A 21551-nucleotide genomic window follows, 5' to 3' on the forward strand; every position below is an offset into this window, starting at 1 on the left:
GCCCCTGGTCTTGATCGTTGACGACAACCCCGAGAACCTGAGCGTGGTGGGCGAACTGCTGTTGCCCCGGCATGCGGTGCGGGTGGCCAACAGCGGTGCCCGTGCGCTGCAGCTGGCGCGGATGGCGCCGCGTCCCGACCTGATCCTGCTCGACGTCATGATGCCCGGCATGGACGGCTTCGACGTGCTGCGTGCCCTGCGCGACAACCCCGAGACCGCCGACATCCCGGTGGTGCTGCTCACCGCGCTCGACAGCGCCGAGGACGAGGAGCGCGGTCTGGTGCTGGGTGCAGCCGACTACCTGACCAAGCCGGTGCGCCCGGCGGTGCTGCTGGCGCGCGTGGCACGCCTGCTGGCGCAGCGCAGCGACAGCCGGCGCCAGCATGCCGACATGCAGCAGCTGGCGGCCGACCTGCAGCAGCAGCAGGCCGAACTGCTCGCGGCACGCGACGACACCCTGCAGGCCCTGCTGCAGATGCAGGACGTGCGCGACCCCGATGCCGCCCGCCACCGGCTGCGCAGCCAGGCCTACCTGCGCAGCCTGTGCAAGGTGTTGCGCCGCAACCCGCGCTTCGCCGGTTTGATGGATGAGCGCGAGGTGCAGCTGGTGCTGCGCGCCGCGCCCTTGCATGACATCGGCCTGCTGGCCGTGCCCGACCGGGTGCTGGACAAGCCGGGCCCGCTGGATGCCAGCGAGCGTCAGCTGGTGCAGCGCCATGCCCAGCTGGGTGCCGACGTGCTGGCGCGGCTGGCGCCGGCGCCCTGGCTGCCCTGGGCCCGTGCGATCGCCCACGGCCACCATGAGCGCTGGGACGGGGCCGGCTACCCTGGCGGCCTGGCTGGCGATGCCATCCCCTGGCCAGTGCGGCTGATGGCGGTGGTCGACACCTACGATGCACTCACCGTGCGGCGTCCGCACCGCCAGGCCCTGCCGCATGCCGATGCCCGGGCCGTGGTGGCATCCGAACGCGAGCGGCAGTTCGACCCCGACGTGGTCGACGCCTTCCTCGAGGTCTGTGACGACTGGCCGGCCATCGGCCTGCGCCATGGCTGACACGCCGCCGCCCGCGGGCAGCATGCCGCAGCATGACCTGGCCTGGCGCCGCCTGCTGTTCGCCCAGGCGCCCGATGCGCTGTTCGCGCTGGACGTGGACGGCCGGGTGTGCGAGGCCAACGACGCCTTCGCCCGCCTGCTGGGCCGCAGTGCCGCCGAGGTGCTGACGCTGCGGCTGTGGGACTGGGACATCGACCACCCGGAGCCCCGCGCGCGCGCGCTGCTGCGGCAGGATGCACCCGAAGCCGTCAGCTGCGAATCCCGATGGCGGCGTGCCGACGGCACGCTGCGGCTGGTGGAGACCCGCCTCCACAGCGTGCCCGACGGCACCGGCCGGCTGATCGTCGGCAGCAGCCGCGACATCACCGACCGCCGCCAGGACGAGCAGGCCCTGCGCGCCACCGAGCAGCGGCTGAAACTGGTGATGGCCAATGCCGGCATGGGCGCCTGGGACTGGGACATCCGCGCCCAGCGGCTGACCGCCTCGCCCGAGGTGTGGGCGCTGCTGGGCCGGCAGCCTGACGACAACGCCGGCGCGGCGTCCGGCAGGTCCGGGCTGTTCCAGTCGCTGCACCCGGATGACGTGGCGCCGGTGCGCGAGGCCGCGCGTCGCGCGCTCGACGACGTGCAGCCGATGGCGGTGGAGTTCCGCTACCTGCGGCAGGGCGGCCAGGTGATGTGGCTGTCGGCCACCGGTGTGCTGCAGCACGACGACGCCGGTCAGCCGCTGCGCCTGCTGGGCGCATTGCAGGACGTGACCCAGCGCCGCCAGGCCGAGGCCGCGCTGCGCGCCAGCGAAGCCCGCCTGGGCATGGCGCTGAAGGCCAGCGGGGCGGGCGTCTGGGACTGGGACCTGGACCGCAGCGACGTGCACTTCAGTGCCGAATTGCACGAGATGATCGGCCTGCCTGCCGTCGGCCCCGCCGGCGCGCCGGTGTCCTTCGGCCAGCTGGCCGACCGCCTGACGCCCGAGAGCCTGGAGCGGCTGATGGACGCCACCCGCCGCGCGGCGCTGCAGGATGGCGAGTTCGCCGTCGAGCTGCAGGTGGTCAACCACCCGCGCGGCACCCGCTGGCTGGAGGACCGGGGCCGCCTGGTGCTGGACAGCAGCGGCCTGCCGCGGCGCATGGTGGGCACCGTGCGCGACATCACCGCCCAGCGCGCGGCCCAGGCCCTGCTGGCCCGCGAGGCCGCGCGCCGGCGCGAGCTGTTCGAGCAGTCGCGCGATGGCATCCTGGTGCTGGGCGCCAACGGCGAGGTGCTGGAGGCCAACCCGGCCATGGCGGCCATGCTGGGCCGGCCGCTGGCCACGCTGCCCGGCACGGCGGTGCAGGCCCTGGGCGTGGCCTTGCCCGACGCCGATCTGATGGGCCAGCTGTGCAAGTCGCCGGGTCAGCGCATCAGCTTCGACGTGGCCATCGCCGGACCGGATGGCCAGGCCCTGCAGCTGGAGGTCAGCGCCAGCCAGGTGCTGGCCGACGGGCAGCAACTGGTCTTCGCGGTCTGCCGCGACATCACCCAGCGCAAGCAGGCCGAGGCCGCGCTGCGCGAGAGCGAGGCGCGCCACCGTGCCACCTTCGAGAACTCGGCCGTGGGCATGGCCGAGCATGGCCTGGACGGGCGCTGGCTCACCGTCAACCGGCGGCTGTGCGAGATCACCGGCTACAGCCGCCAGGCGCTGATGTCGCTGGACTACCGCACGCTGTTCCACCCGGTGGACCGCCAGGAGGAGTGGCCGCAGCTGCAGCGCCTGCTGCGCGGGGAGCTGGCCTCGGCCCGGCGCGAGCTGCGCTACCAGCGGCAGGACGGCAGCACCATCTGGGTGGCGGTGAGCTGCAGCGTGGTGCGCGATGCCGCGCACAACCCCAGCTACCTGGTGTCGGTCACCGAGGACATCACCGAGCGGGTGCAGGTGGCCGCCGAGCTGGCGCAGCACCGCCAGCACCTGGAGGCCGAGGTGGCCGAGCGCACCCGGGCCATGCAGCAGGCGGTGCGCGCCCGCAGCGAGGGCGAGCATTTCCTGCGCTCCATCGCCGACAACATCCCCGACATGGTGGGCTACTGGGATGCCGACGGCGTGCTGCGCTTCGCCAACCGCACCTACCGCGACTGGTTCGCCCCGGGCCGGGATCCGGTGGGAGGCACCCGGCTGGACCTGTTCGGTCCGCCGGAACGCGACGACGATGCCGCCGAGCGCGCCTTCCACGCGGCCCTGGCGGGCCAGACGCAGCGCTTCGAGTACACCCTCACCAATCCGCTGGGCGAGGTGCGCTACGCCTGGATCCACTACATCCCCGACCGGCAGGGCGACCGCGTGGCCGGCGTGTTCGTGCTGGTTGCCGACATCTCCGATGTCAAGCAGGCCGAACTGCGGCTGCAGGCCCTGAACGAGCAACTGGTGGCCGCGCGCGACCGCGCCGAGGCAGCCAACCGCGCCAAGAGCGCCTTCCTGGCCAACATCAGCCACGAGATCCGCACGCCGATGAACGCCATCATCGGCCTGACCCACCTGATGCAGCGCGACGCCGGCAGCGGCCCGGTGGCCGAACGCCTGGGCAAGGTGAGCGACGCCGCCCACCACCTGCTGGACGTGATCAACGACGTGCTCGACCTGAGCAAGATCGAATCCGGCAAGCTGCACCTGGAGCAGACGGATTTCCCGATCGACGCGGTGCTGTCGCGCACCTGCGGCCTGGTGGCCGACCGGGCGCGCGCCAAGGGGCTGGAGCTGGTGCTCAAGTCCGAGGGTGTGCCCAGCCTGCTGCGCGGCGACCCGACCCGGGTCTCGCAGGCGCTGCTCAACCTGATGAGCAATGCGGTGAAGTTCACCGATCACGGGTCCATCGTGCTGCGCTGCGAGCTGATGGGCGCCGATGCCGACATGCTGCGGCTGCGCTTCTCGGTGCGCGACACCGGCGTGGGCGTGCCGGCCGACAAGATCGTCGACCTGTTCAACGCCTTCGAGCAGGCCGACACCTCCACCACCCGGCGTTTCGGCGGCACCGGCCTGGGCCTGGCCATCACCCGCCGGCTGGCCCTGCTGATGGGCGGCGATGTGGGCGTGCACACGGTGCAGGGGCATGGCAGCTGCTTCTGGTTCACCGCCAATTTCGAGCGCGCCACCCAACCAGCCCTGGCGGACACGGCCCGCCTGCCCGGGCGGCGGGTGCTGGTGGCCGACGATCTGCCCGAGGCCCGTGCCGCGCTGGCCGACATGCTGCGCCGCATGGGCATGCAGGTCGAGAGCGTGGACAGCGGCGAGGCGGCGGTGCATGCCACGCTGCAGGCCGAGCAGCGCCGCCGGCCCTATGAGCTGTTGCTGCTGGACGCCGGCATGCCCGGCACCGGTGGCGTGGCAGCGCTGCAGCAATTGCATGCGCGGCTGGGCGAAGGCAGCACGCCGCCCTGCATCCTCATCGTCGATGACGAGCGCGGCACCGGCCACCTGCCGTTGCCTGGCGGCACGGCCGTGGTGAGCCTGGTCAAGCCGGTGATGCAGTCGGCGCTGTCGGCCTGCATCGACCGGCTGGACCAGCAGCCCTGGCAGCGCGCCGAGCCTGACCGCGCCACCGCACAACCGCATGAACGGGCGCTGCTGCAGCGTGCCGCCGGCCAGCGGGTGCTGCTGGCCGAGGACAACCCCATCAACCAGGAAGTGGCCAGCGAATTGCTCCAAGCCGTGGGCATCGAGGTCAGCCTCGCAGCAGACGGGCGCCAGGCCATGGCACTGGCCATGGCCCACCACTACGACCTGATCCTGATGGACATGCAGATGCCGGTGATGGACGGGCTGGCCGCCACCCGGGCGCTGCGCGCCACCGCCCGCCATGCCCGCACGCCCATCCTGGCGATGACCGCCAACGCCTTCGGCGACGACCGCCGCGCCTGCCTGGACGCCGGCATGGACGACCACATCGCCAAGCCGGTCGATCCGGAACTGCTGTACGCGCTGCTGGGCCGCTGGCTGCCGGCGCGGGTGGTCGACAGTGAACCGCCGCCGGAGCCAGCCGCCGCACGGGTCCCGGACGCCAAGGCCGCCGCGCCAGCCGCAGCGCCGGCCCCGCCTGCCGAGCCGGGCGTGGTGCCGCCGGCTGTGCCCGCAGCTGCGGCGGCGCCGGCGGGCCAGCCGGACTTCTCCGGCATCCCGGGCCTGACGATGTCGCGTGCGCTGCTGTACCTGCCGGGGCGCGATGCGGTGTATGCCCGGGTGCTGCGCCAGTTCTGCGACAACTACGGCCAGGGCGTGCCCGGGCTGGACGCCGCGCTGCAGGCGGCCGACTGGCCGGCCGCGCAGCGCCAGCTGCATGCGTTGCGCGGCGCCTGCGGCGCGGTGGGCGCCACCGCGCTGCAGGCCGAGGCCCAGGGCCTGGAGCTGCAGCTGAAGGCCCTGGGCGCCGCCGGCACGCCAGCGCAGACTGCGCCGGATGGCGCGGCGCTGCAAGCCAGCCTGGCCAGCCTGATCGCAGCGGTGCGGCAACGCCTGGACACCGATGCACCGCCGTTCGCTTCAGCAGACAGCCCGCCACCCGCTGCGCTGGCCAACAGCCTGCAGCAGCTGGCCGGCCTGTTGCGTCAGGCCGATTTCCAGGCCGGCGATGCCTTCCGCCGGTTGGAGCCCGGCCTGCGCGCCAGCCTGGGTCCGGCCGCTGCCGCACGCCTGGCCCGCCCGCTGCGCCAGCACGACCACGAGGCTGCGCTGGTCGAGGCCGAGGCCCTGCTGGCCACGCTGTCGGCGCCGCGGGCCGAGGCGGCCGCGCCTCAGTAGCGGTAGACGCCGCGGCCGGTCTTGCGGCCCAGCCAGCCGGCCGCCACCATTTCCTTCAGCAGCGGGGCAGGGCGGTACTTGCTGTCGGCGTATTCCTCGACGTAGACGTTCATCACCGCCAAGCACACATCGAGGCCGATCATGTCGGCCAGGGCCAGCGGGCCGATCGGCTGGTTGGTGCCCAGCTTCATGCCGGCGTCGATGTCCTCGGCGCTGGCCAGGCCCTCGGCCAGCACGAAGAAGGCCTCGTTGATCATCGGGATCAGGATGCGGTTGACGACGAAGCCGGGCGCGTTCTTCACCGTGATCGGCGTCTTGCCCAGCTTCTGCGCCATGGCAAACACGGCGTCGTGCGTCGCGTCGCTGGTCTGCAGACCACGGATCACCTCCACCAGCGCCATCATCGGCACCGGGTTGAAGAAGTGCATGCCGATGAAGCGGTCCGGCCGCTGCGTGGCGGCGGCCAGCTTGGTGATCGAGATGCTGCTGGTGTTGGTGGCCACCAGGGTCTCGGCGGGCAGCGTGGCATCGAGCTGGGCCAGGATCTTGCGCTTGAGGCCTTCGTTTTCGGTGGCCGCTTCGATGACCAGCTGCGCCGGCTTCAGCGCAGCGTAGTCGGTGCTGCCCTGGATGCGGGCCATGGCCGCGGCCTTGGCCTCGGCACTGAGCTTGTCCTTCTTCACCAGCCGGTCGAGGCTGGACGACACGGTGGCCAGGCCACGCTGCACCGCGGCGTCGTCGATGTCGACCATCACCACGTCGAGGCCGCTGACCGCGCAGGCCTGCGCGATGCCGTTGCCCATGGTGCCGGCGCCGATCACGCCGATGGTCTGGATGTTCATGTGGGTCTCCTGCGGACGGTTGGAATGTTGCGATGCAGCAGCTTAACCGCTGCGCTGGGGCCGGCACCGATGGCGGCCACCTGCGGTGGCTGGGCATCATGGCCGCCACTGTCCACAGCCGAAAGCCGCCATGCCCCAGCCCCCGTTCCGTGCCGACCAGGTCGGCAGCCTGCTGCGCCCCGCCGCGCTGGCCGATGCCCGCGCCCGCCACCGTGCCGGGGCCATCGATGCCGCCACCTTGCAGGCCGCGGAAGACACCGCCATCACCGAGGCCGTGCGCCGCCAGCGCGCCTGCGGCCTGCAGTCGATCACCGACGGCGAATTCCGCCGCGACTGGTGGCACCTCGACTTCCTGGCGCAGCTGGACGGCGTGACGCTGGTCGACAACAGTGGCCAGAAGTTCAGGATCGCTGGGCAGAGCGAGCAGCCGCCGATCGCCTCGGTCACCGGCCGGGTGGCCTGCAGCGGGCCGATCATGGCCGAGCACTTCCGCTTCCTGGCCGGCGTGGTCGCGCGGGAGGGCGGTCCCGGTGCGGTGGCCAAGATGACCATCCCGTCGCCGTCGATGCTGCACCTGCGCGGCGGGCGGGCCGCAATCTCCCGCGCCGCCTACCCCGACCTGGACGCCTTCTGGGACGACGTGGCCACAGCCTACCGCGTGGCCATCGGCCACCTGGCCGATGCGGGCTGCAAATACCTGCAGCTTGACGACATCACGTTCGCCTACCTGTGCGATCCGAAGATCCGCGACAACTGCCGCGCCAACGGTGACGATCCCGATGCCCTGCCGCGCCGCTATGCCCAGGTGATCAACGCCGCGCTGGCCGGCCGGCCGGCCGACATGGCGGTGACCATCCACACCTGCCGCGGCAACTTCAAGAGCGCCTGGGTGGCCGAGGGTGGCTACGACCCGGTGGTGGAGGCCATGTTCAGCACCGATGTCGACGGCTGGTTCATGGAGTTCGACAACGCCCGCGCCGGCGGCTTCGAGCCGCTGCGCCACCTGCCGGCCGGCAAGCAGGTGGTGCTGGGCCTGGTGACCACCAAGCTGGGCGAGTTGGAGAGCGCTGACGACCTGGTCCGCCGCATCGACGAGGCGGCCAAGGTGGTGCCGCTGGACCAGCTGTGCCTGTCGCCACAGTGCGGCTTCTCCAGCACCCACCACGGCAATGCGCTGTCGCAGGACGACCAGTGGCGCAAGCTGGAGCGGGTGGTGGAAGTGGCACGGCGCGTCTGGTCCTGAAATCCCCAAGCCGGAGGACGCGGCAGCGGCTCGCCCCCAGTGCAGCGCTTGCGGCCCGGCAGGCGGCGGCGCAGCATGCGGCGCATCCCACCACAGGAGACCGCCATGGCCACCCGCAGCCGCACCAAGCCCTCCCCCTTCATCCTGAACTGCCTGCCGTCGCCCAAGCCCGAGAAGAACTGGACGCTGGAGACGGCCGCCGCCGCCGGCATCACCAGCGCCAGCACGCCGAAGTCGGCCGCCGCCGCGGCCGCCAACATCGACCTGCGGGAAGCCTGGTGGGCCGTCGGCGACCAGGGCAACACCGGCAGCTGCGTGGGCTGGGGCACGGCCGACGCGGTGTTGCGCTGGCACTTCGTGAAGGCCGGTCGCCTGGCCAAGACCGAGAAGCTCTCGGTGCGCTACATCTGGATGGCGTCGAAGGAGACCGATCAATACACCACCCGGCCGACCAGCTTCGTCGAAAGCGACGGCACCTGGCTGACGGCGGCGCTGGGCATCGCGCAGAAGTTCGGCGTGGTGACCGACAAGGTGCTGCCGTTCAAGCTGGGCGGCCAGTCGCAGATGTACACCGGCAGCGCGAACACCTTCTACGCGCTGGCGGCGCAGCGGCGCATCGCGTCCTATTTCAACCTGGGGCGCAACCTGTCGGCCTGGCGCAACTGGCTGGCCACCAAGGGCCCGATCCTGACCCGGCTGGACGTGGACAACGCCTTCATGCAGGCCACTGCCAGCAAGGGCAAGCTCGACACCTACACGCCCAACAGCGGGCTGGGCGGGCACTGCGTGGCGCTGGTGGGCTATGTCAACGGCCGCTTCATCGTGCGCAACAGCTGGGGCACCGACTGGGGCGACAAGGGCTTCGCCCATGCTGCCGACAGCTACGCCCAGCCGGCGTTCACCGAGGCGTTTGGCGTGGTGCTTTAGACGCCTCCGGGCTCGACGCGATCTGAGGTTCTGCGCGATCGTGCCGGGCCGGGAGGGCCTGCTTTGCTCCATGTCCCCCGTCCTACACGCCGCAAGCGGCGCATAGGACTCCGCCTTCACTTCCGCAAAGCAGGCCCTCCCGGCCCGGCGCTCAGCCACCACCGTGGCACGCGCCGCATGCGGCGATGGTGGCTGGACGAGGACAGTGGGTGACTGGCCGACGCAGGTAAGAGGAAGGAGGGCCAGCAGGCCCGGGGGGACACGGAGTCGGCCAGTTGCCCACTGGCCTCGGCCTCGCGCAGATCAATGCATGTCCGCAGAGAGCTGCCCTAAGCGGCCCGAAGCTCAGCAGCGCTCGAAGATCGCAGCGATGCCCTGGCCGCCACCGATGCACATCGTCACCAGCGCGTAGCGGCCGCCGGTGCGGTGCAGTTCGTAGATGGCCTTGGTGGTGATGATGGCGCCGGTGGCGCCGATCGGGTGGCCAAGTGAGATGCCCGAGCCGTTGGGGTTGACCTTGGCCGGGTCGAGCTGCAGTTCCTTCACCACCGCGCAGGCCTGGGCGGCGAAGGCTTCGTTGGATTCGATCACGTCCAGATCGGACACCTTCAGACCGACCTTGGCCAGCACCTTGCGCGTGGCCGACACCGGACCGATGCCCATGATGGTGGGCTCCACGCCGGTGTGGGCATAGCCCACCAGGCGGGCCAGCGGCTTCAGGTTCTGGGCCTTGACCGCATCGCCGGCGGCCAGCACCACCGCGCTGGCGGCGTCGTTGATGCCCGAGGCATTGCCTGCCGTCACGCTGCCGTCCTTCTTGAAGGCCGGGCGCATCTTGCCCAGCGTCTCCATCGTGGTGTCGGCCTTCACATGCTCGTCGGTGTCGAAGGCCACATCGCCCTTGCGGGACTTGATCATCACCGGGACGATCTGGTCCTTGAAGCGGCCGGCGGCGATGGCCGCAGCGGCGCGGCGGTGGCTCTCGGTCGCCAGCTCGTCCATCATGCTGCGGCTGATGCCGAACTGCTCGGCCACGTTCTCGGCGGTGATGCCCATGTGGATCTTGTGGAACGGGTCGTGCAGTGCACCGACCATCAGGTCGAGCATCTGCGCGTCGCCCATGCGCTGACCGAAGCGGGCGCTGGGCAGCAGGTAGGCGCCGCGCGACATCACCTCGCAGCCGGCACCCACGGCCACGTCGCAGTCACCCAGCAGGATGGACTGCGCCGCCGAGACGATGGCCTGCAGGCCCGAGCCGCAGAGGCGGTTGACGTTGAAGGCCGGCGTCTCCTTCGGCAGACCGGCATGCATGGCCGCCACGCGGCTGAGGTAGACATCACGCGGCTCGGTCAGCACCACGGTGCCCATGGCCAGGTGGCCCACGCTGTCAGGGGCGGCGCCGCTGCGCTCCAGCGCGGCCTTCACCGCCACGGTGGCCAGGTCGGCCGGGGTGGTGTCCTTCAGCGTGCCGCCGAAGGTGCCGATGGCGGTGCGGGCGGCGCTGACGACGTAGACATCACGGGCTGTGGACATGGCGGAATCTCCTTGGTGTGGGGTGTGCGGATCGCAGGATAGGCCCCGAATTTTGCAGCGGGCTGACGCTGCGCAAGCGCATGCACCGGCGGCCGGGGCCACGTCGCCAAGGCGACCGCCCGGCCTGGGGCCCGGTGGTTGAATCCGCCCGCATTGACACCTGCCACCCAACCATTGCCATGTTTGCCGAACCCTCTGCCCGCACCCAGGACCTGCTCGACCGCATGCGGGCCTTCTACGACGCGCACATCTACCCGAACGAGGCGCGCCACCACGAAGAGCTGCACCACCGCCGCCGGGCCGACACTCAGTGGGAGCCGCTGGACCTGATCGAGGAACTCAAGCCCAAGGCCCGCGCCGCCGGCCTGTGGAACCTGTTCCTGCCGCACAGCCACCGCGCACCCGAGGGCCTGTCGAACCTGGACTACGCGCCGCTGTGCGAGCAGATGGGCCGGGTGATGTGGTCGTCCGAGGTCTTCAACTGCAATGCGCCGGACACCGGCAACATGGAGACCATCGAGCGCTACGGCACCGAGGCCCAGAAGGACCAGTGGCTGGAGCCGCTGCTGCGCGGCGAGATCCGCTCGGCCTTCCTGATGACCGAGCCGGCGGTGGCCTCGTCGGACGCCACCAACATCCAGTGCAGCATCCGCCGGGAGGGCGACGAATACGTCATCAACGGCCGCAAGTGGTGGTCGTCCGGCGCCGGCGTCAGCAACTGCGCGATCTTCATCCTGATGGGCAAGACCGACCCGGACGGCCCGCGCCACAGCCAGCAGAGCATGGTGCTGGTGCCGCGCAACACCCCGGGCGTGACGGTGCTGCGGCCGATGCATGTGTTCGGCTACGACGACGCGCCGCACGGCCACATGGAGATCGTGCTGGAGAACGTGCGGGTGCCGGCCAGCAACATCCTGCTGGGCGAGGGCCGTGGCTTCGAAATCGCACAGGGCCGCCTCGGCCCCGGCCGCATCCACCACTGCATGCGCAGCATCGGCGCCGCAGAGCGGGCGCTGGAGCTGATGTGCAAGCGTCTCTCGGGCCGCATCGCCTTCGGCAAGCCGCTGTCGCAGCAGAGCGTGTGGGCCGAGCGCATTGCCGAGAGCCGCTGCATGATCGACCAGGCCCGGCTGCTGACGCTGAACGCCGCCCACCGCATGGACGTGGTGGGCAACAAGGTGGCCAAGGCCGACATCGCGATGATCAAGGTGGTGGCGCCCAACATGAGCTGCAAGGTGGTGGACTGGGCCATCCAGGCCCACGGCGCCGCCGGCGTGAGCCAGGACACCTGGCTGGCCGAGGCCTATGCCCACCAGCGCACCGTGCGCATCGTCGACGGCCCGGACGAGGTGCACCGCAATGCGATTGCCAAGATCGAACTCGGCAAGTACGCCCCGGCGAAGTGAAGCGCCGCGGCCGGTTTAGAACAGGCTGGCCGCCAGGTTGATGGCCAGCGCCAGCACCGCGGTGTTGAAGGCGAACGACAGCAGCGCCTGCGCCAGCACCAGCAGGCGCATCCCGGGCGTGGTGATGGCCACGTCCGAGGTCTGCGCCGTGGCGCCGATGGTGAAGGACAGGTACAGGAAGTCGGCATAGCCGGGTTCGAACCGGTCGTCGGCACCCGGAAACTGCAGCCCGCCGCCGCCCGGCCTGTGGAAGTGGCTGGCGTAGCTGAGCGCAAACACCGTGGGCAGCAGCAGCCAGCCGCCCACCACGGTGCTGGCCGCCAGCAGCACATGCGGCAGGGCGTGGGCCCCGCCCGGTGCCTTCGCCGCGGCCAGTTCCACCACCGTGCCCACCAGGCTCACCACCGTCGCCAAGATCACCAGCACCAGCACCGTGCGGGCACTGTCGGCCTGCTGGTCGACCACCCGGCGCAGGTGGCCGCTGCCGGCGCGGTGCATCATCCAGGCCACCAGGGCCAGATAGAGCCAGACCGCCAGGTTCCAGCCGGCCAGGGCGCGTTGCAGGCCGCCCCAGTCGGCGGGCAGCAGCAGGGCGACACCGGCACCCACCGCCACCGCCGTGGCCAGCCGCACATGGGCGCGCAGGTGGCGCTGCAGCGGGTGGCGCGGCACGGGTTGGCGGGCAGGAATCAGCGGTAGACGCCGTCCCAGGGCCCGGGCTGCACGTCTGCACGCTGGCCATCGGCGCTGGCCGTCGGCCGGTTCAGCGTGAACATCGATTCGGGGCTGACGACCGCATAGTCCATGTAGCCCAGCCGGGCCAGCGGCCGCATTGCGCCGGTGTCGACGATGCCGTTGCGGATGTACTGGTCATCGATGTAGACCGCCACCACCTCGCCGATCACCATGGTGTAGGGTACACCGCCCTTGCCCTCGGGCAGGGGCAGTTCGATCGTCTTCCACAGCCGGCATTCGAAGGCGGCCGGCGCCTGGGCCACCCGCGGCGGCTTGACCAGCATCGACGGCGCCGCGTCCAGCCCGGCCAGGCCGAATTCGCTGACGCCCGGCGCCACCGGCGCCGAGCTGAGGTTCATCGCATCGGTCAGCGCCTGGTTGGCGATGGAGCAGGTGAACTCGCCATTGGCCAGGATGTTGCGCAGCGAATCCTTGGTGCCACCGGAGCTGAACATCACCATCGGCGGCCGGTCGCTGATGGCATTGAAGAAGCTGTAGGGGGCCAGGTTGGGCACGCCGGCGGCATCGACGGTGCCGATCCAGCCGATCGGCCGCGGCACGGCCAGGGCCTTGAACGGATCATGGGCCAGGCCCGGGGCGCGGGCGGAGGTGGGGTAGTGCATGGTGGGGCTGGGCAGGTGGCAACGGCGCAGTATCGGCCGGCGCCGGCCGGGGTGGCGTCCGCTGCCGGACAATCCCGGGCAACGCACCGGCCGCCATGAACTTCAAGCAACTCGAATCCTTCGTGCATGTGGCCGAGCTGGGCAGCTTCAGCAAGGCCGCGCTGGTGCTCGACATCGCCCAGCCGGCGCTCAGCCGCCAGGTGCGCGCGCTGGAGACCGACCTGCGCGAGACCCTGCTGCTGCGCAACGGCCGCGGCGTGGTGCTGACCGAGGCCGGCCAGCGGCTGTACGAGCATGGCCGCAACCTGCTGCAGGCCCTGGCCCAGGCCGAGGCCGACATGGGCGGCGCGCGCGATGAGCCGCTGGGCCGCATCACCATCGGCCTGCCGCCCAGCGTGGGCCGCCAGCTGACGCTGCCGCTGATCGATGGCTTCCAGCGCCGCTGCCCGCGGGCACGGCTGGCCATCGTCGAGGGCCTGTCCAGCCACATCACCGAATGGATCAGCACCGGCCGGGTGGACGCCGGCCTTCTCTACAACCCCGAGCCGCAGCCGGCACTGGAAATCACGCCGGTGATCGAGGAGGCGCTGTGCCTGGTCTCGCCAATGGGACTGGGAGGGCAGGGGGGGCACGGCGCCAGCAGTGCCGCACTGCCGCTGGCCGATCTGCCGAATCACCCGCTGATCGTGCCCGAGCGCAGCCACGCCATCCGCAAGCTGCTGGAGACCCGGGCGCTGCTGGCCGGGCTGAAGCTGGACATCGCCTGGGAGGTGAGCAGCATCGCCGCCATCATCGACCTGGTGTGTGCCGGCTACGGCCATGCGGTGCTGCATGCCAGCGCGGTGTCGGCCTCCGGCCGGGCCGACGCCTTGCGGGTACGCCCGCTGGTGCAGCCCAGCCTGCACAGCATGCTGTGCCTGGCGGTGTCGGCCCGGCAGCGGCCCAGCCCGCTGGTGCGCGCCACCACCGCCTTGCTGACCGAGCTGGTGCGGGCGCTGCCGCAGGGCGCGGCGGCCGCGTCGCAGCCGGGGTGAAGCGGCCTGGGCGACGATGCGGGCTGGTCCACCCGCTGCGCCACGCCCATGCCGCCATCACCCCCGCCCCCTGACTGGCTGCAGGCCGCCCGTGACGCCTGGGCTTGGCGCGGTCAGCAGCGGCCGCCGTTCGCCGTGGTGCCCGGGCCGGGCCAGGTGTCGGTGTGGGACTTTCCACGGCCGCCCCGGCTGGCGCCGGACACCCGCGAGGTGGTGCTGCGCTGGGGCACGCTGGAGGTGGCGCGCACGCGCCGCGCCCTCTGTGTCCTGGAAACCGCCCACCCGCCCAGCTTCTACCTGCCCTGGGCCGATGTCGCGCGGCACTTGCTGCAGCCGGCGGGCGGCGGCTCGTATTGCGAGTGGAAGGGCCCGGCACGGTACTGGAACCTGGTCGACGGCGGCCGTCAGCTGCCCGGCGTGGCCTGGAGTTACCCGCAGCCGCTGGCCGGCGCCGAGGCACTGGCCGACCGGGTGGCGTTCTACCTCGGCGCCTTGTCCGGGACCATCGACGGCCAACCGTTGCGACCGCAGCCAGGCGGTTTCTACGGCGGCTGGATCACGCCCGAGCTGGTCGGCCCGTTCAAGGGCGCGCCGGGCAGCGAAGGCTGGTGACGGGGCACTGGCTTCAAGCCATGCCACAAAGGCATAGCAGCTAGAGCCAGCAATGCCTGGGTGGTTGGTGCGCCCGCGCCCAGAATCGGCGCAGCGCACCCATCCCCAACGCATGCCATGGCCCAGACCCCGCCCGCCCCGCTGAACGGCATCTCATCGATGGCCACCCGCCAGCTGCTGGCCGAGCTGCTGGCGCAGTGGCAGGCGCAGGGCGGGCAGCCGGTGGCGATGACCTCGGTGGGCGGCGTGGATGCCGCCAAGCGGGTGGCGGCGGGCGAGGCCTTCGATGTGGTGGTGCTGGCATCCGACGCCATTGACACCCTGCTGGCGGCGGGCCACCTGTTGCCCGGCAGCCGGGTCGATCTGGTGCAGTCGGCCGTGGCCGTGGCGGTGCCGGCCGGCGCGCCGCAGCCCGACATCGGCAGTGAAGCCGCGCTGCGCGCCGCCGTGCTGGCCGCGCCGACCATCGGCTACTCCACCGGGCCCAGCGGCACCCAGCTGCTGAAGCTGTTCGAACGCTGGGGCCTCACCGACCATCTGCAGGGCCGGCTGGTGCAGGCCCGCGCCGGCGTGCCGGTGGGCAGCCTGGTGGCCAGCGGCGAAGTGGCGCTGGGCTTCCAGCAGCGCAGCGAGCTGATCGGCCTGGCCGGCATCCAGCTGCTGGGCGACCTGCCGGCGCCGGTGCAGATCGACACCATCTTCTCAGGCGCCGTAGCCGCCACCAGCCAGCAGGCCGACGCCGTGCGCGCGCTGCTGGCCTGGCTGGCGTCACCCGACACCGCGGCTGCCAAGCAGCGCCACGGCATGGCCGCCGCCTGACCCCCATCCAACGTCACAGGAGACCAAGATGATCATCGACGTGCACGGCCACTACACCACCGCGCCCAAGGCGCTGGAGACCTGGCGCAATGCGCAGATCGCCGGCATCGCCGACCCCGTGAAGATGCCCAAGGCCGCCGACCTGAAGATCAGCGACGACGAGCTGCGCGAGACCATCGAGCTGAACCAGCTGGCCAAGATGCGCGAGCGCGGAAGCGACCTCACCATCTTCAGCCCGCGCGCCAGCTTCATGGCCCACCACATCGGTGACTTCCAGGTCAGCAGCACCTGGGCGGCGATCTGCAACGAGCTGTGCTACCGGGTGAGCCAGCTGTTCCCCGACCACTTCGTGCCCGCCGCCATGCTGCCGCAGAGCCCCGGCGTGGACCCCGCCACCTGCATCCCCGAGCTGGTGAAGTGCGTGGAGCAATACGGCAACGTCGGCATCAACCTGAACCCGGATCCGTCGGGCGGCCACTGGACCAGCCCGCCACTGAGCGACCGCAGCTGGTACCCCATCTACGAGAAGATGGTCGAGTACGACATCCCGGCGATGATCCATGTCAGCACCAGCTGCAACGCCTGCTTCCACACCACCGGGGCGCATTACCTGAATGCCGACACCACGGCCTTCATGCAGTGCCTGACCAGCGACCTGTTCAAGGACTTCCCGACGCTGAAGTTCCTGATTCCCCATGGTGGCGGTGCCGTGCCTTACCACTGGGGCCGCTTCCGCGGCCTGGCGCAGGAGCTGAAGAAGCCCCTGCTGACCGAGCACCTGCTGAAGAACATCTTCTTCGACACCTGCGTGTACCACCAGCCCGGCATCGACCTGCTGACCAAGGTGATCCCGGTGGAGAACATCCTGTTTGCCAGCGAGATGATCGGCGCGGTGCGCGGCATCGACCCCGAGACCGGCTTCTACTACGACGACACCAAGCGGTACATCGAAGCGAGCACGCAACTCAGTGCCGCGCAGAAGCAGCTGGTCTACGAAGGCAATGCCCGCCGCGTGTTCGGCCGGCTCAACAAGCAGCTCAAGGCCAAGGGCCTTTGAGTTCTCCATCCCACGCAGGAGCACCCACCATGTACGAACTCGGCGTCGTCTACCGCAACATCACCCGCACCGACGCGGCCACCGCCGACGCACTGGCGTCGCTGGGCAGCGCCACGGTGCACGAGGCCATGGGCCGCGTCGGCCTGCTCAAGCCCTACATGCGGCCGATCTATGCCGGCGCACAGGTCAGTGGCACGGCGGTCACCGTGCTGCTGCACCCCGGTGACAACTGGATGATGCATGTGGTGGCCGAGCAGATCCGCCCCGGCGACATCGTGGTGGCCGCCATCACCGCCGAATGCACCGACGGCTACTTCGGTGACCTGCTCGCCACCAGCTTCATCGCCCGTGGCGCCCGTGCCCTGGTCATCGATGCCGGCGTGCGCGATGTCAAGACGCTGACCGAGATGCGCTTCCCGGTGTGGAGCAAGGCGATCAGCAGCAAGGGCACGATCAAGGCGACCATCGGCTCGGTCAACATCCCGGTGGTGTGCGCCGGCATGCTGGTGACACCGGGCGACGTGGTCGTGGCCGACGACGACGGCGTGGTCTGCGTGCCGCGCGCCCTGGCCGCCAAGACGCTGCAGGCCGCCCAGGCCCGCGAGGCCAATGAAGGCGCCAAGCGCGACCAGCTCGCCCAGGGCGTGCTGGGCCTGGACATGTACAAGATGCGCGAGCCGCTGGCCGCCGCGGGCCTGAAGTACATCGACTGATCCACCTCCACCGCCAGAGACACCATGCGACGTTCCTTCCTCATCGCGGCCACTGCTTCGGCCAGCCTGCTGGCGCTGGGCACTGCGGCCCAGGCCCAGGCCCACGCCACCGACTGGCCGACCAAGACGGTGCGCATCACCACCCCGTTCCCGGCCGGCGCCGGCCCCGATGCCGCGCTGCGCGTGCTGGCCGAAAAGCTGCAGAAGCGCTGGGGCAAGCCGGTGGTGGTGGAGAACAAGCCCGGCGCCAACGGCTTCATCGCCATCGACGGCTTCAAGCGCGCCACGCCCGACGGGCATGAGCTGATCCAGCTCGACAACTCCCACCTCGTGGCCTACCCGCACCTCTTCAAGAAGCTGCCCTACGACCCGGTGAAGGACTTCGAGCAGGTGGCGCCGCTGTTCCGCACCTACTTCTTCGTGGCCGTGGGCGCGGGCAGCAAGTACAAGACGGTGGGCGAGATCATGGCCGACGCCAAGGCCAACCCGGGCAAGCTGAACTACGGCAGCTGGAGCGTGGGCAACCCGGTGCACCTGGGCTCGGCCCTGCTGGAGGCCATGACCGGCACCGAGATGCAGCACGTCATCTACAAGGAGACGTCGATGCTCTACACCGCCGTGGCCACCGGCGAGATGAACTGGTCGCTGGGCTCGCTGGCCACCGCCGGCGCGCTGCAGAAGGGCGGCAAGATCAAGTTCATCGCGGTCACCGCACCCAAGCGCCATCCGGCCTTCCCCGACGTGCCCACGGTGGCCGAATCGGGCGGACCGGCCGGCTACGAGATGACCGGCTGGACCACCCTGGCCACGCCGCCGGGCCTGCCCAAGGCAGTGGCCGAGAAGATCCAGAAGGATGTCGACGCCGCACTGGCCGAGCCCGACATGGCGCAGCGCTTCGCCGCCTTCGGCTACGAGGCCTTCCCGGTCACCCGCGAGCAGTTCAAGGCCTTCATCGGCGCCGAGTCGGTCAAGTACGCCGACGTGATCAAGCGCGCCAAGGCCAGCCTCGACTGATGGCGGTTGCAGCGATGACCCACGCCGCCACCACCGAGCCCCAGCGCTGGCAGGTCGGCCTCGTCGGCTATGGCGAGGTGGGCCACATCCTGGCCGAGGACCTGCGCGCCCAGGGCGTGGCCGTGGCCGCCTGGGACCTGAAGCTGGCCAGCCCGGCCAGTGCCGCGCCGCTACGGGCGCACGCCGGCGCCCACGGCGTGCAGCTGGCCACATCCGCCGCGGCCTTGGCCGCCGGGGTCGACCTGATCGTCAGTGCCGTCACCGCCAGCCAGGCCGTGCCGGTGGCGGCCGATTGCGCACCTGCGATCCAGCCCGGCGCCTTCTTCCTCGACTTCAACTCCGCCTCGCCAGGCGCCAAGCAGCGCGCCGCCGCGCTGGTCGACGGGGCAGGGGGCCGGTACGTGGAAGGCGCGGTGATGACCAGCATCCCGCCCTACCGCATCCGCGTGCCCCTGCTGCTGGGAGGCGGCCTGGCCGCCACGCTGGCACCACTGCTCAACGCCCTGGGTTTCGATGCGAAGGTCGCGAGTGACCGCCTCGGCGTGGCCAGCGCCACCAAGATGTGCCGCAGCGTGATGATCAAGGGCCTGGAGGCCATGGTCATCGAGAGCTTCACCACCGCGCGCTTCTACGGTGTGGAGGACGCCGTGCTGGCCAGCCTGCACGAGACCTTCCCGGGCATCGATTGGGAGAAGCAGGGCGCCTATTTCTTCCAGCGGGTGATCGAGCACGGCCGCCGGCGCAGCGAGGAAGTGCGCGAGGTGGCCGAGACGGTGCGCGAGGCCGGCCTCGTGCCGCACAGCGCCACTGGCACCGCCGAGCGCCAGGCCCACATCGCCGACCTGGCCGACGCCGGCGTGTTCGGAACCAAGGGCGCACCGGGCTTCGCCCGCAGCGCCGACTGGCGCATAGAGGCCGACCGCATCCTGGAGGCTGCGGTTGCCGACCGCCTGCTGGCGGCCACCCGCAATAAGGACTGACCGATGAGCAAACCCACCACGGGCGATTTCACCAAGACCAGCGGCTGGCTGGACTGGTACACCGGCCCCAGCAAGCCGGCCTTCCAGCTGCCACCCGGCAGCGTTGACGCCCACTGCCATGTCTTCGGCCCGGGCGCCGAGTTTCCCTATGCGCCCGAGCGCAAGTACACCCCCTGCGATGCCAGCAAGCAGCAGCTGTTCGCGCTGCGCGACCACCTGGGCTTCACCCGCAACGTGATCGTGCAGGCCACCTGCCACGGCGCCGACAACCGCGCCCTGGTCGATGCCTGCCGCGCCAGCGTTGGCAGGGCGCGCGGGGTGGCCACCGTCAGGCGGAGCATCAGCGATGCCGAGCTGCAGGACCTGCATGCCGCCGGCGTGCGCGGCGTGCGCTTCAACTTCGTCAAGCGCCTGGTCGACTTCACGCCCAAGGACGAACTGCTGGAAATCGCCGGCCGCATCGCCCAGCTGGGCTGGCACGTCGTCATCTACTTCGAGGCGGTCGACCTGCCCGAGCTGTGGGATTTCTTCACCGCGCTGCCCACCACCGTGGTGGTCGACCACATGGGCCGGCCCGATGTCAGCCTGCCGGTGGACGGCCCGCAGTTCGCGCTGTTCGAGCGCTTCATGCGCGAGCACGGCAATGTGTGGAGCAAGGTCAGCTGCCCCGAGCGGCTGTCGGTGACCGGCCCGAAGGCGCTGCACGGCGAGCGCCATGCCTACCAGGACGTGATCCCGTTCGCCCGCCGCATCGTCCAGCAGTTCCCCGACCGCGTGCTCTGGGGCACCGACTGGCCCCATCCCAACCTGAAGGACCACATGCCCGACGACGGCCTGCTGGTCGACTTCATCCCGCACATCGCGCCCACCGCCGACCTGCAGCAGAAGCTGCTGGTGGACAACCCGATGCGTCTCTACTGGCCCGAGGAGGCATGACCATGGCCCTGGACAAACCCTATCTGGACGTGCCCGGCACGACCATCTTCGACGCCGACCAGTCCCGCAAGGGCTACCACCTCAACCAGTTCTGCATGAGCCTGATGAAGGCCGCGAACCGGGAGGCCTTCAAGCGCGATGAGCGGGCCTACCTGGACCAGTGGCCGATGACCGAGGAGCAGAAGCAGGCCGTGCTGGCCCGCGACCTGAACCGCTGCATCGCCGCCGGCGGCAACATCTATTTCCTGGCCAAGATCGGCGCCACCGATGGCAAGAGCTTTCAGTACATGGCCGCCAGCATGACCGGCATGACCCAGGAACAGTATGCGGCGATGATGCTGGCCGGCGGCCGCTCGCCCGAAGGCAACCGCTACATCGGGGAGAAGAACTGATGGCCCGCATCACCGCCAGCGTCTACACCTCGCACGTGCCGGCCATCGGCGCTGCGCTCGACCTCGGCAAGAGCCAGGAGCCCTATTGGCAGCCGCTGTTCAAGGGCTACGAGCCCAGCAAGCAGTGGATGGCCGACAACACGCCCGACGTGATCTTCCTGGTCTACAACGACCACGCCACCGCCTTCAGCCTGGAGATGATCCCCACCTTCGCCATCGGCACGGCGGCCAGCTTCACCCCCGCCGATGAGGGCTGGGGCCCGCGCCCGGTGCCGCAGGTGATCGGCCACCCCGAGCTGGCCGCCCACATCGCGCAGAGCGTGATCCAGGACGACTTCGACCTGACCATCGTGAACAAGATGGACGTCGACCACGGCCTGACCGTGCCCATGAGCCTGATGTTCGGCCAGCCCGGTGGCCCCAACCCCGCCTGGCCCTGCCCGGTGATCCCCTTCGCCGTCAACGTGGTGCAGTACCCGGTGCCCAGCGGCAAGCGCTGCTTCATGCTGGGCCAGGCCATCCGCCGTGCCATCGAATCCTTCGACCAGCCGCTGAAGGTGCAGATCTGGGGCACCGGCGGCATGAGCCACCAGCTGCAGGGCCCACGCGCCGGCCTGATCAACCAGCCCTTCGACAACGCCTTCCTCGACCGGCTGATTGCCGACCCCGCCGGCCAGGCCGCCGTGCCGCACATCGACTATGTGCGCGAGGCCGGCAGCGAGGGCATCGAGCTGGTGATGTGGCTGATCGCCCGCGGTGCGATGGCCGATGTGGCCGGCGGCCCGGCGCCGACGGTCAGGCACCGCTTCTACCATGTGCCCGCCAGCAACACCGCGGTGGGCCACCTGATCCTGGAGAACAACTGA

The 21551-nt window shown here is 70.7% G+C and carries 19 protein-coding genes; 15 read left to right on the forward strand and 4 right to left on the reverse strand.

Translation table 11 applies throughout. The annotated features are described in order from the left end of the window. Positions 1–10 precede the first annotated feature (10 nt). On the forward strand, positions 11–1054 hold the full coding sequence (locus tag FFT10_RS01480) for an HD-GYP domain-containing protein (protein ID WP_265575316.1): 1044 nt from the start codon (positions 11–13) through the stop codon (positions 1052–1054). Then, positions 1047–5819, forward strand: coding sequence for a PAS domain S-box protein (locus FFT10_RS01485; RefSeq protein ID WP_162520671.1), 4773 nt, complete (start codon positions 1047–1049; stop codon positions 5817–5819). The genes FFT10_RS01480 and FFT10_RS01485 overlap by 8 nt, the downstream gene beginning before the upstream one ends. Here the strand turns inward: FFT10_RS01485 and FFT10_RS01490 are convergent. After that, positions 5813–6661, reverse strand: a complete 849-nt coding sequence (locus FFT10_RS01490; RefSeq protein WP_137730993.1) for a 3-hydroxybutyryl-CoA dehydrogenase — start codon at positions 6659–6661, stop codon at positions 5813–5815. The genes FFT10_RS01485 and FFT10_RS01490 overlap by 7 nt on opposite strands. Before the next feature lie 130 nt (positions 6662–6791). Here FFT10_RS01490 and FFT10_RS01495 point away from each other — a divergent pair, with 130 nt between their 5' ends. Then, positions 6792–7904 (forward strand): 5-methyltetrahydropteroyltriglutamate--homocysteine S-methyltransferase, encoded by a 1113-nt coding sequence (locus tag FFT10_RS01495; RefSeq protein WP_137730994.1) that lies wholly within the window; start codon positions 6792–6794, stop codon positions 7902–7904. Positions 7905–8009: 105 nt separating this feature from the next. Next, a complete protein-coding gene (locus FFT10_RS01500) occupies positions 8010–8831 on the forward strand; it encodes a C1 family peptidase (protein WP_137730995.1) in 822 nt (273 codons plus the stop codon). 345 nt (positions 8832–9176) lie between these two features. Here the strand turns inward: FFT10_RS01500 and FFT10_RS01505 are convergent, their stop codons facing one another. After that, positions 9177–10364, reverse strand: coding sequence for an acetyl-CoA C-acyltransferase family protein (locus FFT10_RS01505; RefSeq protein ID WP_137730996.1), 1188 nt, complete (start codon positions 10362–10364; stop codon positions 9177–9179). Positions 10365–10543: 179 nt separating this feature from the next. Between FFT10_RS01505 and FFT10_RS01510 the strand changes: the two genes are divergently transcribed. Next, positions 10544–11770: an acyl-CoA dehydrogenase family protein gene (locus tag FFT10_RS01510; RefSeq protein WP_137730997.1), complete on the forward strand. Its 1227-nt coding sequence runs from the start codon at positions 10544–10546 to the stop codon at positions 11768–11770. Positions 11771–11785: 15 nt separating this feature from the next. Here FFT10_RS01510 and FFT10_RS01515 read toward each other — a convergent pair whose 3' ends face one another. Next, a complete protein-coding gene (locus tag FFT10_RS01515) occupies positions 11786–12442 on the reverse strand; it encodes a DUF1345 domain-containing protein (protein WP_162520672.1) in 657 nt (218 codons plus the stop codon). 17 nt (positions 12443–12459) lie between these two features. Further along, positions 12460–13128, reverse strand: a complete 669-nt coding sequence (locus tag FFT10_RS01520; RefSeq protein ID WP_137730999.1) for a flavin reductase family protein — start codon at positions 13126–13128, stop codon at positions 12460–12462. Positions 13129–13223: 95 nt separating this feature from the next. Here FFT10_RS01520 and FFT10_RS01525 point away from each other — a divergent pair, with 95 nt between their 5' ends. The 10 genes from FFT10_RS01525 (at position 13224) to FFT10_RS01570 (ending at position 21551) form a co-directional block, all read left to right on the forward strand. Beyond that, complete coding sequence (locus tag FFT10_RS01525; RefSeq protein ID WP_137731000.1) at positions 13224–14162, forward strand: LysR family transcriptional regulator; 939 nt, start codon at positions 13224–13226, stop codon at positions 14160–14162. A 48-nt stretch (positions 14163–14210) separates the two neighbouring features. Further along, positions 14211–14774 carry a DUF427 domain-containing protein gene (locus FFT10_RS01530; protein ID WP_137731001.1) on the forward strand — a complete coding sequence of 188 codons (564 nt, stop codon included), beginning with the start codon at positions 14211–14213 and terminating at the stop codon, positions 14772–14774. Between the two features lie 117 nt (positions 14775–14891). After that, on the forward strand, positions 14892–15593 hold the full coding sequence (locus FFT10_RS01535; protein WP_162854842.1) for a substrate-binding domain-containing protein: 702 nt from the start codon (positions 14892–14894) through the stop codon (positions 15591–15593). A gap of 28 nt (positions 15594–15621) precedes the next feature. Then, entirely contained in the window at positions 15622–16650 is a 1029-nt protein-coding gene (locus tag FFT10_RS01540; RefSeq protein ID WP_137731002.1) for an amidohydrolase family protein, read from the forward strand. 29 nt (positions 16651–16679) lie between these two features. Next, complete coding sequence (gene ligK, locus FFT10_RS01545; RefSeq protein WP_137731003.1) at positions 16680–17363, forward strand: 4-carboxy-4-hydroxy-2-oxoadipate aldolase/oxaloacetate decarboxylase; 684 nt, start codon at positions 16680–16682, stop codon at positions 17361–17363. 24 nt (positions 17364–17387) lie between these two features. Continuing rightward, positions 17388–18377 carry a Bug family tripartite tricarboxylate transporter substrate binding protein gene (locus tag FFT10_RS01550; protein ID WP_137731004.1) on the forward strand — a complete coding sequence of 330 codons (990 nt, stop codon included), beginning with the start codon at positions 17388–17390 and terminating at the stop codon, positions 18375–18377. A gap of 14 nt (positions 18378–18391) precedes the next feature. Further along, complete coding sequence (locus FFT10_RS01555) at positions 18392–19357, forward strand: NAD(P)-dependent oxidoreductase (protein ID WP_137731005.1); 966 nt, start codon at positions 18392–18394, stop codon at positions 19355–19357. Positions 19358–19360: 3 nt separating this feature from the next. Next, on the forward strand, positions 19361–20293 hold the full coding sequence (locus FFT10_RS01560; protein ID WP_137731006.1) for an amidohydrolase family protein: 933 nt from the start codon (positions 19361–19363) through the stop codon (positions 20291–20293). A gap of 2 nt (positions 20294–20295) precedes the next feature. Further along, a complete protein-coding gene (gene ligA, locus FFT10_RS01565) occupies positions 20296–20685 on the forward strand; it encodes a protocatechuate 4,5-dioxygenase subunit alpha (RefSeq protein ID WP_137731007.1) in 390 nt (129 codons plus the stop codon). Further along, positions 20685–21551 carry a class III extradiol dioxygenase subunit beta gene (locus FFT10_RS01570; RefSeq protein WP_137731008.1) on the forward strand — a complete coding sequence of 289 codons (867 nt, stop codon included), beginning with the start codon at positions 20685–20687 and terminating at the stop codon, positions 21549–21551. The genes ligA and FFT10_RS01570 overlap by 1 nt, the downstream gene beginning before the upstream one ends.

The sequence above is a fragment of the Pseudaquabacterium pictum genome, assembly GCF_005403045.1.
Lineage (GTDB): Bacteria > Pseudomonadota > Gammaproteobacteria > Burkholderiales > Burkholderiaceae_C > Pseudaquabacterium > Pseudaquabacterium pictum.

Coding starts and splice junctions, on each gene's coding strand:
- FFT10_RS01485 (WP_162520671.1), top strand. CDS start 1,047: ATGGCTGACACGCCGCCGCCCGCGGGCAGCATGCCGCAGCATGACCTG.
- FFT10_RS01490 (WP_137730993.1), bottom strand. CDS start 6,661: ATGAACATCCAGACCATCGGCGTGATCGGCGCCGGCACCATGGGCAAC.
- FFT10_RS01495 (WP_137730994.1), top strand. CDS start 6,792: ATGCCCCAGCCCCCGTTCCGTGCCGACCAGGTCGGCAGCCTGCTGCGC.
- FFT10_RS01500 (WP_137730995.1), top strand. CDS start 8,010: ATGGCCACCCGCAGCCGCACCAAGCCCTCCCCCTTCATCCTGAACTGC.
- FFT10_RS01505 (WP_137730996.1), bottom strand. CDS start 10,364: ATGTCCACAGCCCGTGATGTCTACGTCGTCAGCGCCGCCCGCACCGCC.
- FFT10_RS01510 (WP_137730997.1), top strand. CDS start 10,544: ATGTTTGCCGAACCCTCTGCCCGCACCCAGGACCTGCTCGACCGCATG.
- FFT10_RS01520 (WP_137730999.1), bottom strand. CDS start 13,128: ATGCACTACCCCACCTCCGCCCGCGCCCCGGGCCTGGCCCATGATCCG.
- FFT10_RS01525 (WP_137731000.1), top strand. CDS start 13,224: ATGAACTTCAAGCAACTCGAATCCTTCGTGCATGTGGCCGAGCTGGGC.
- FFT10_RS01530 (WP_137731001.1), top strand. CDS start 14,211: ATGCCGCCATCACCCCCGCCCCCTGACTGGCTGCAGGCCGCCCGTGAC.
- FFT10_RS01535 (WP_162854842.1), top strand. CDS start 14,892: ATGGCCCAGACCCCGCCCGCCCCGCTGAACGGCATCTCATCGATGGCC.
- FFT10_RS01540 (WP_137731002.1), top strand. CDS start 15,622: ATGATCATCGACGTGCACGGCCACTACACCACCGCGCCCAAGGCGCTG.
- ligK (WP_137731003.1), top strand. CDS start 16,680: ATGTACGAACTCGGCGTCGTCTACCGCAACATCACCCGCACCGACGCG.
- FFT10_RS01550 (WP_137731004.1), top strand. CDS start 17,388: ATGCGACGTTCCTTCCTCATCGCGGCCACTGCTTCGGCCAGCCTGCTG.
- FFT10_RS01555 (WP_137731005.1), top strand. CDS start 18,392: ATGACCCACGCCGCCACCACCGAGCCCCAGCGCTGGCAGGTCGGCCTC.
- FFT10_RS01560 (WP_137731006.1), top strand. CDS start 19,361: ATGAGCAAACCCACCACGGGCGATTTCACCAAGACCAGCGGCTGGCTG.
- ligA (WP_137731007.1), top strand. CDS start 20,296: ATGGCCCTGGACAAACCCTATCTGGACGTGCCCGGCACGACCATCTTC.
- FFT10_RS01570 (WP_137731008.1), top strand. CDS start 20,685: ATGGCCCGCATCACCGCCAGCGTCTACACCTCGCACGTGCCGGCCATC.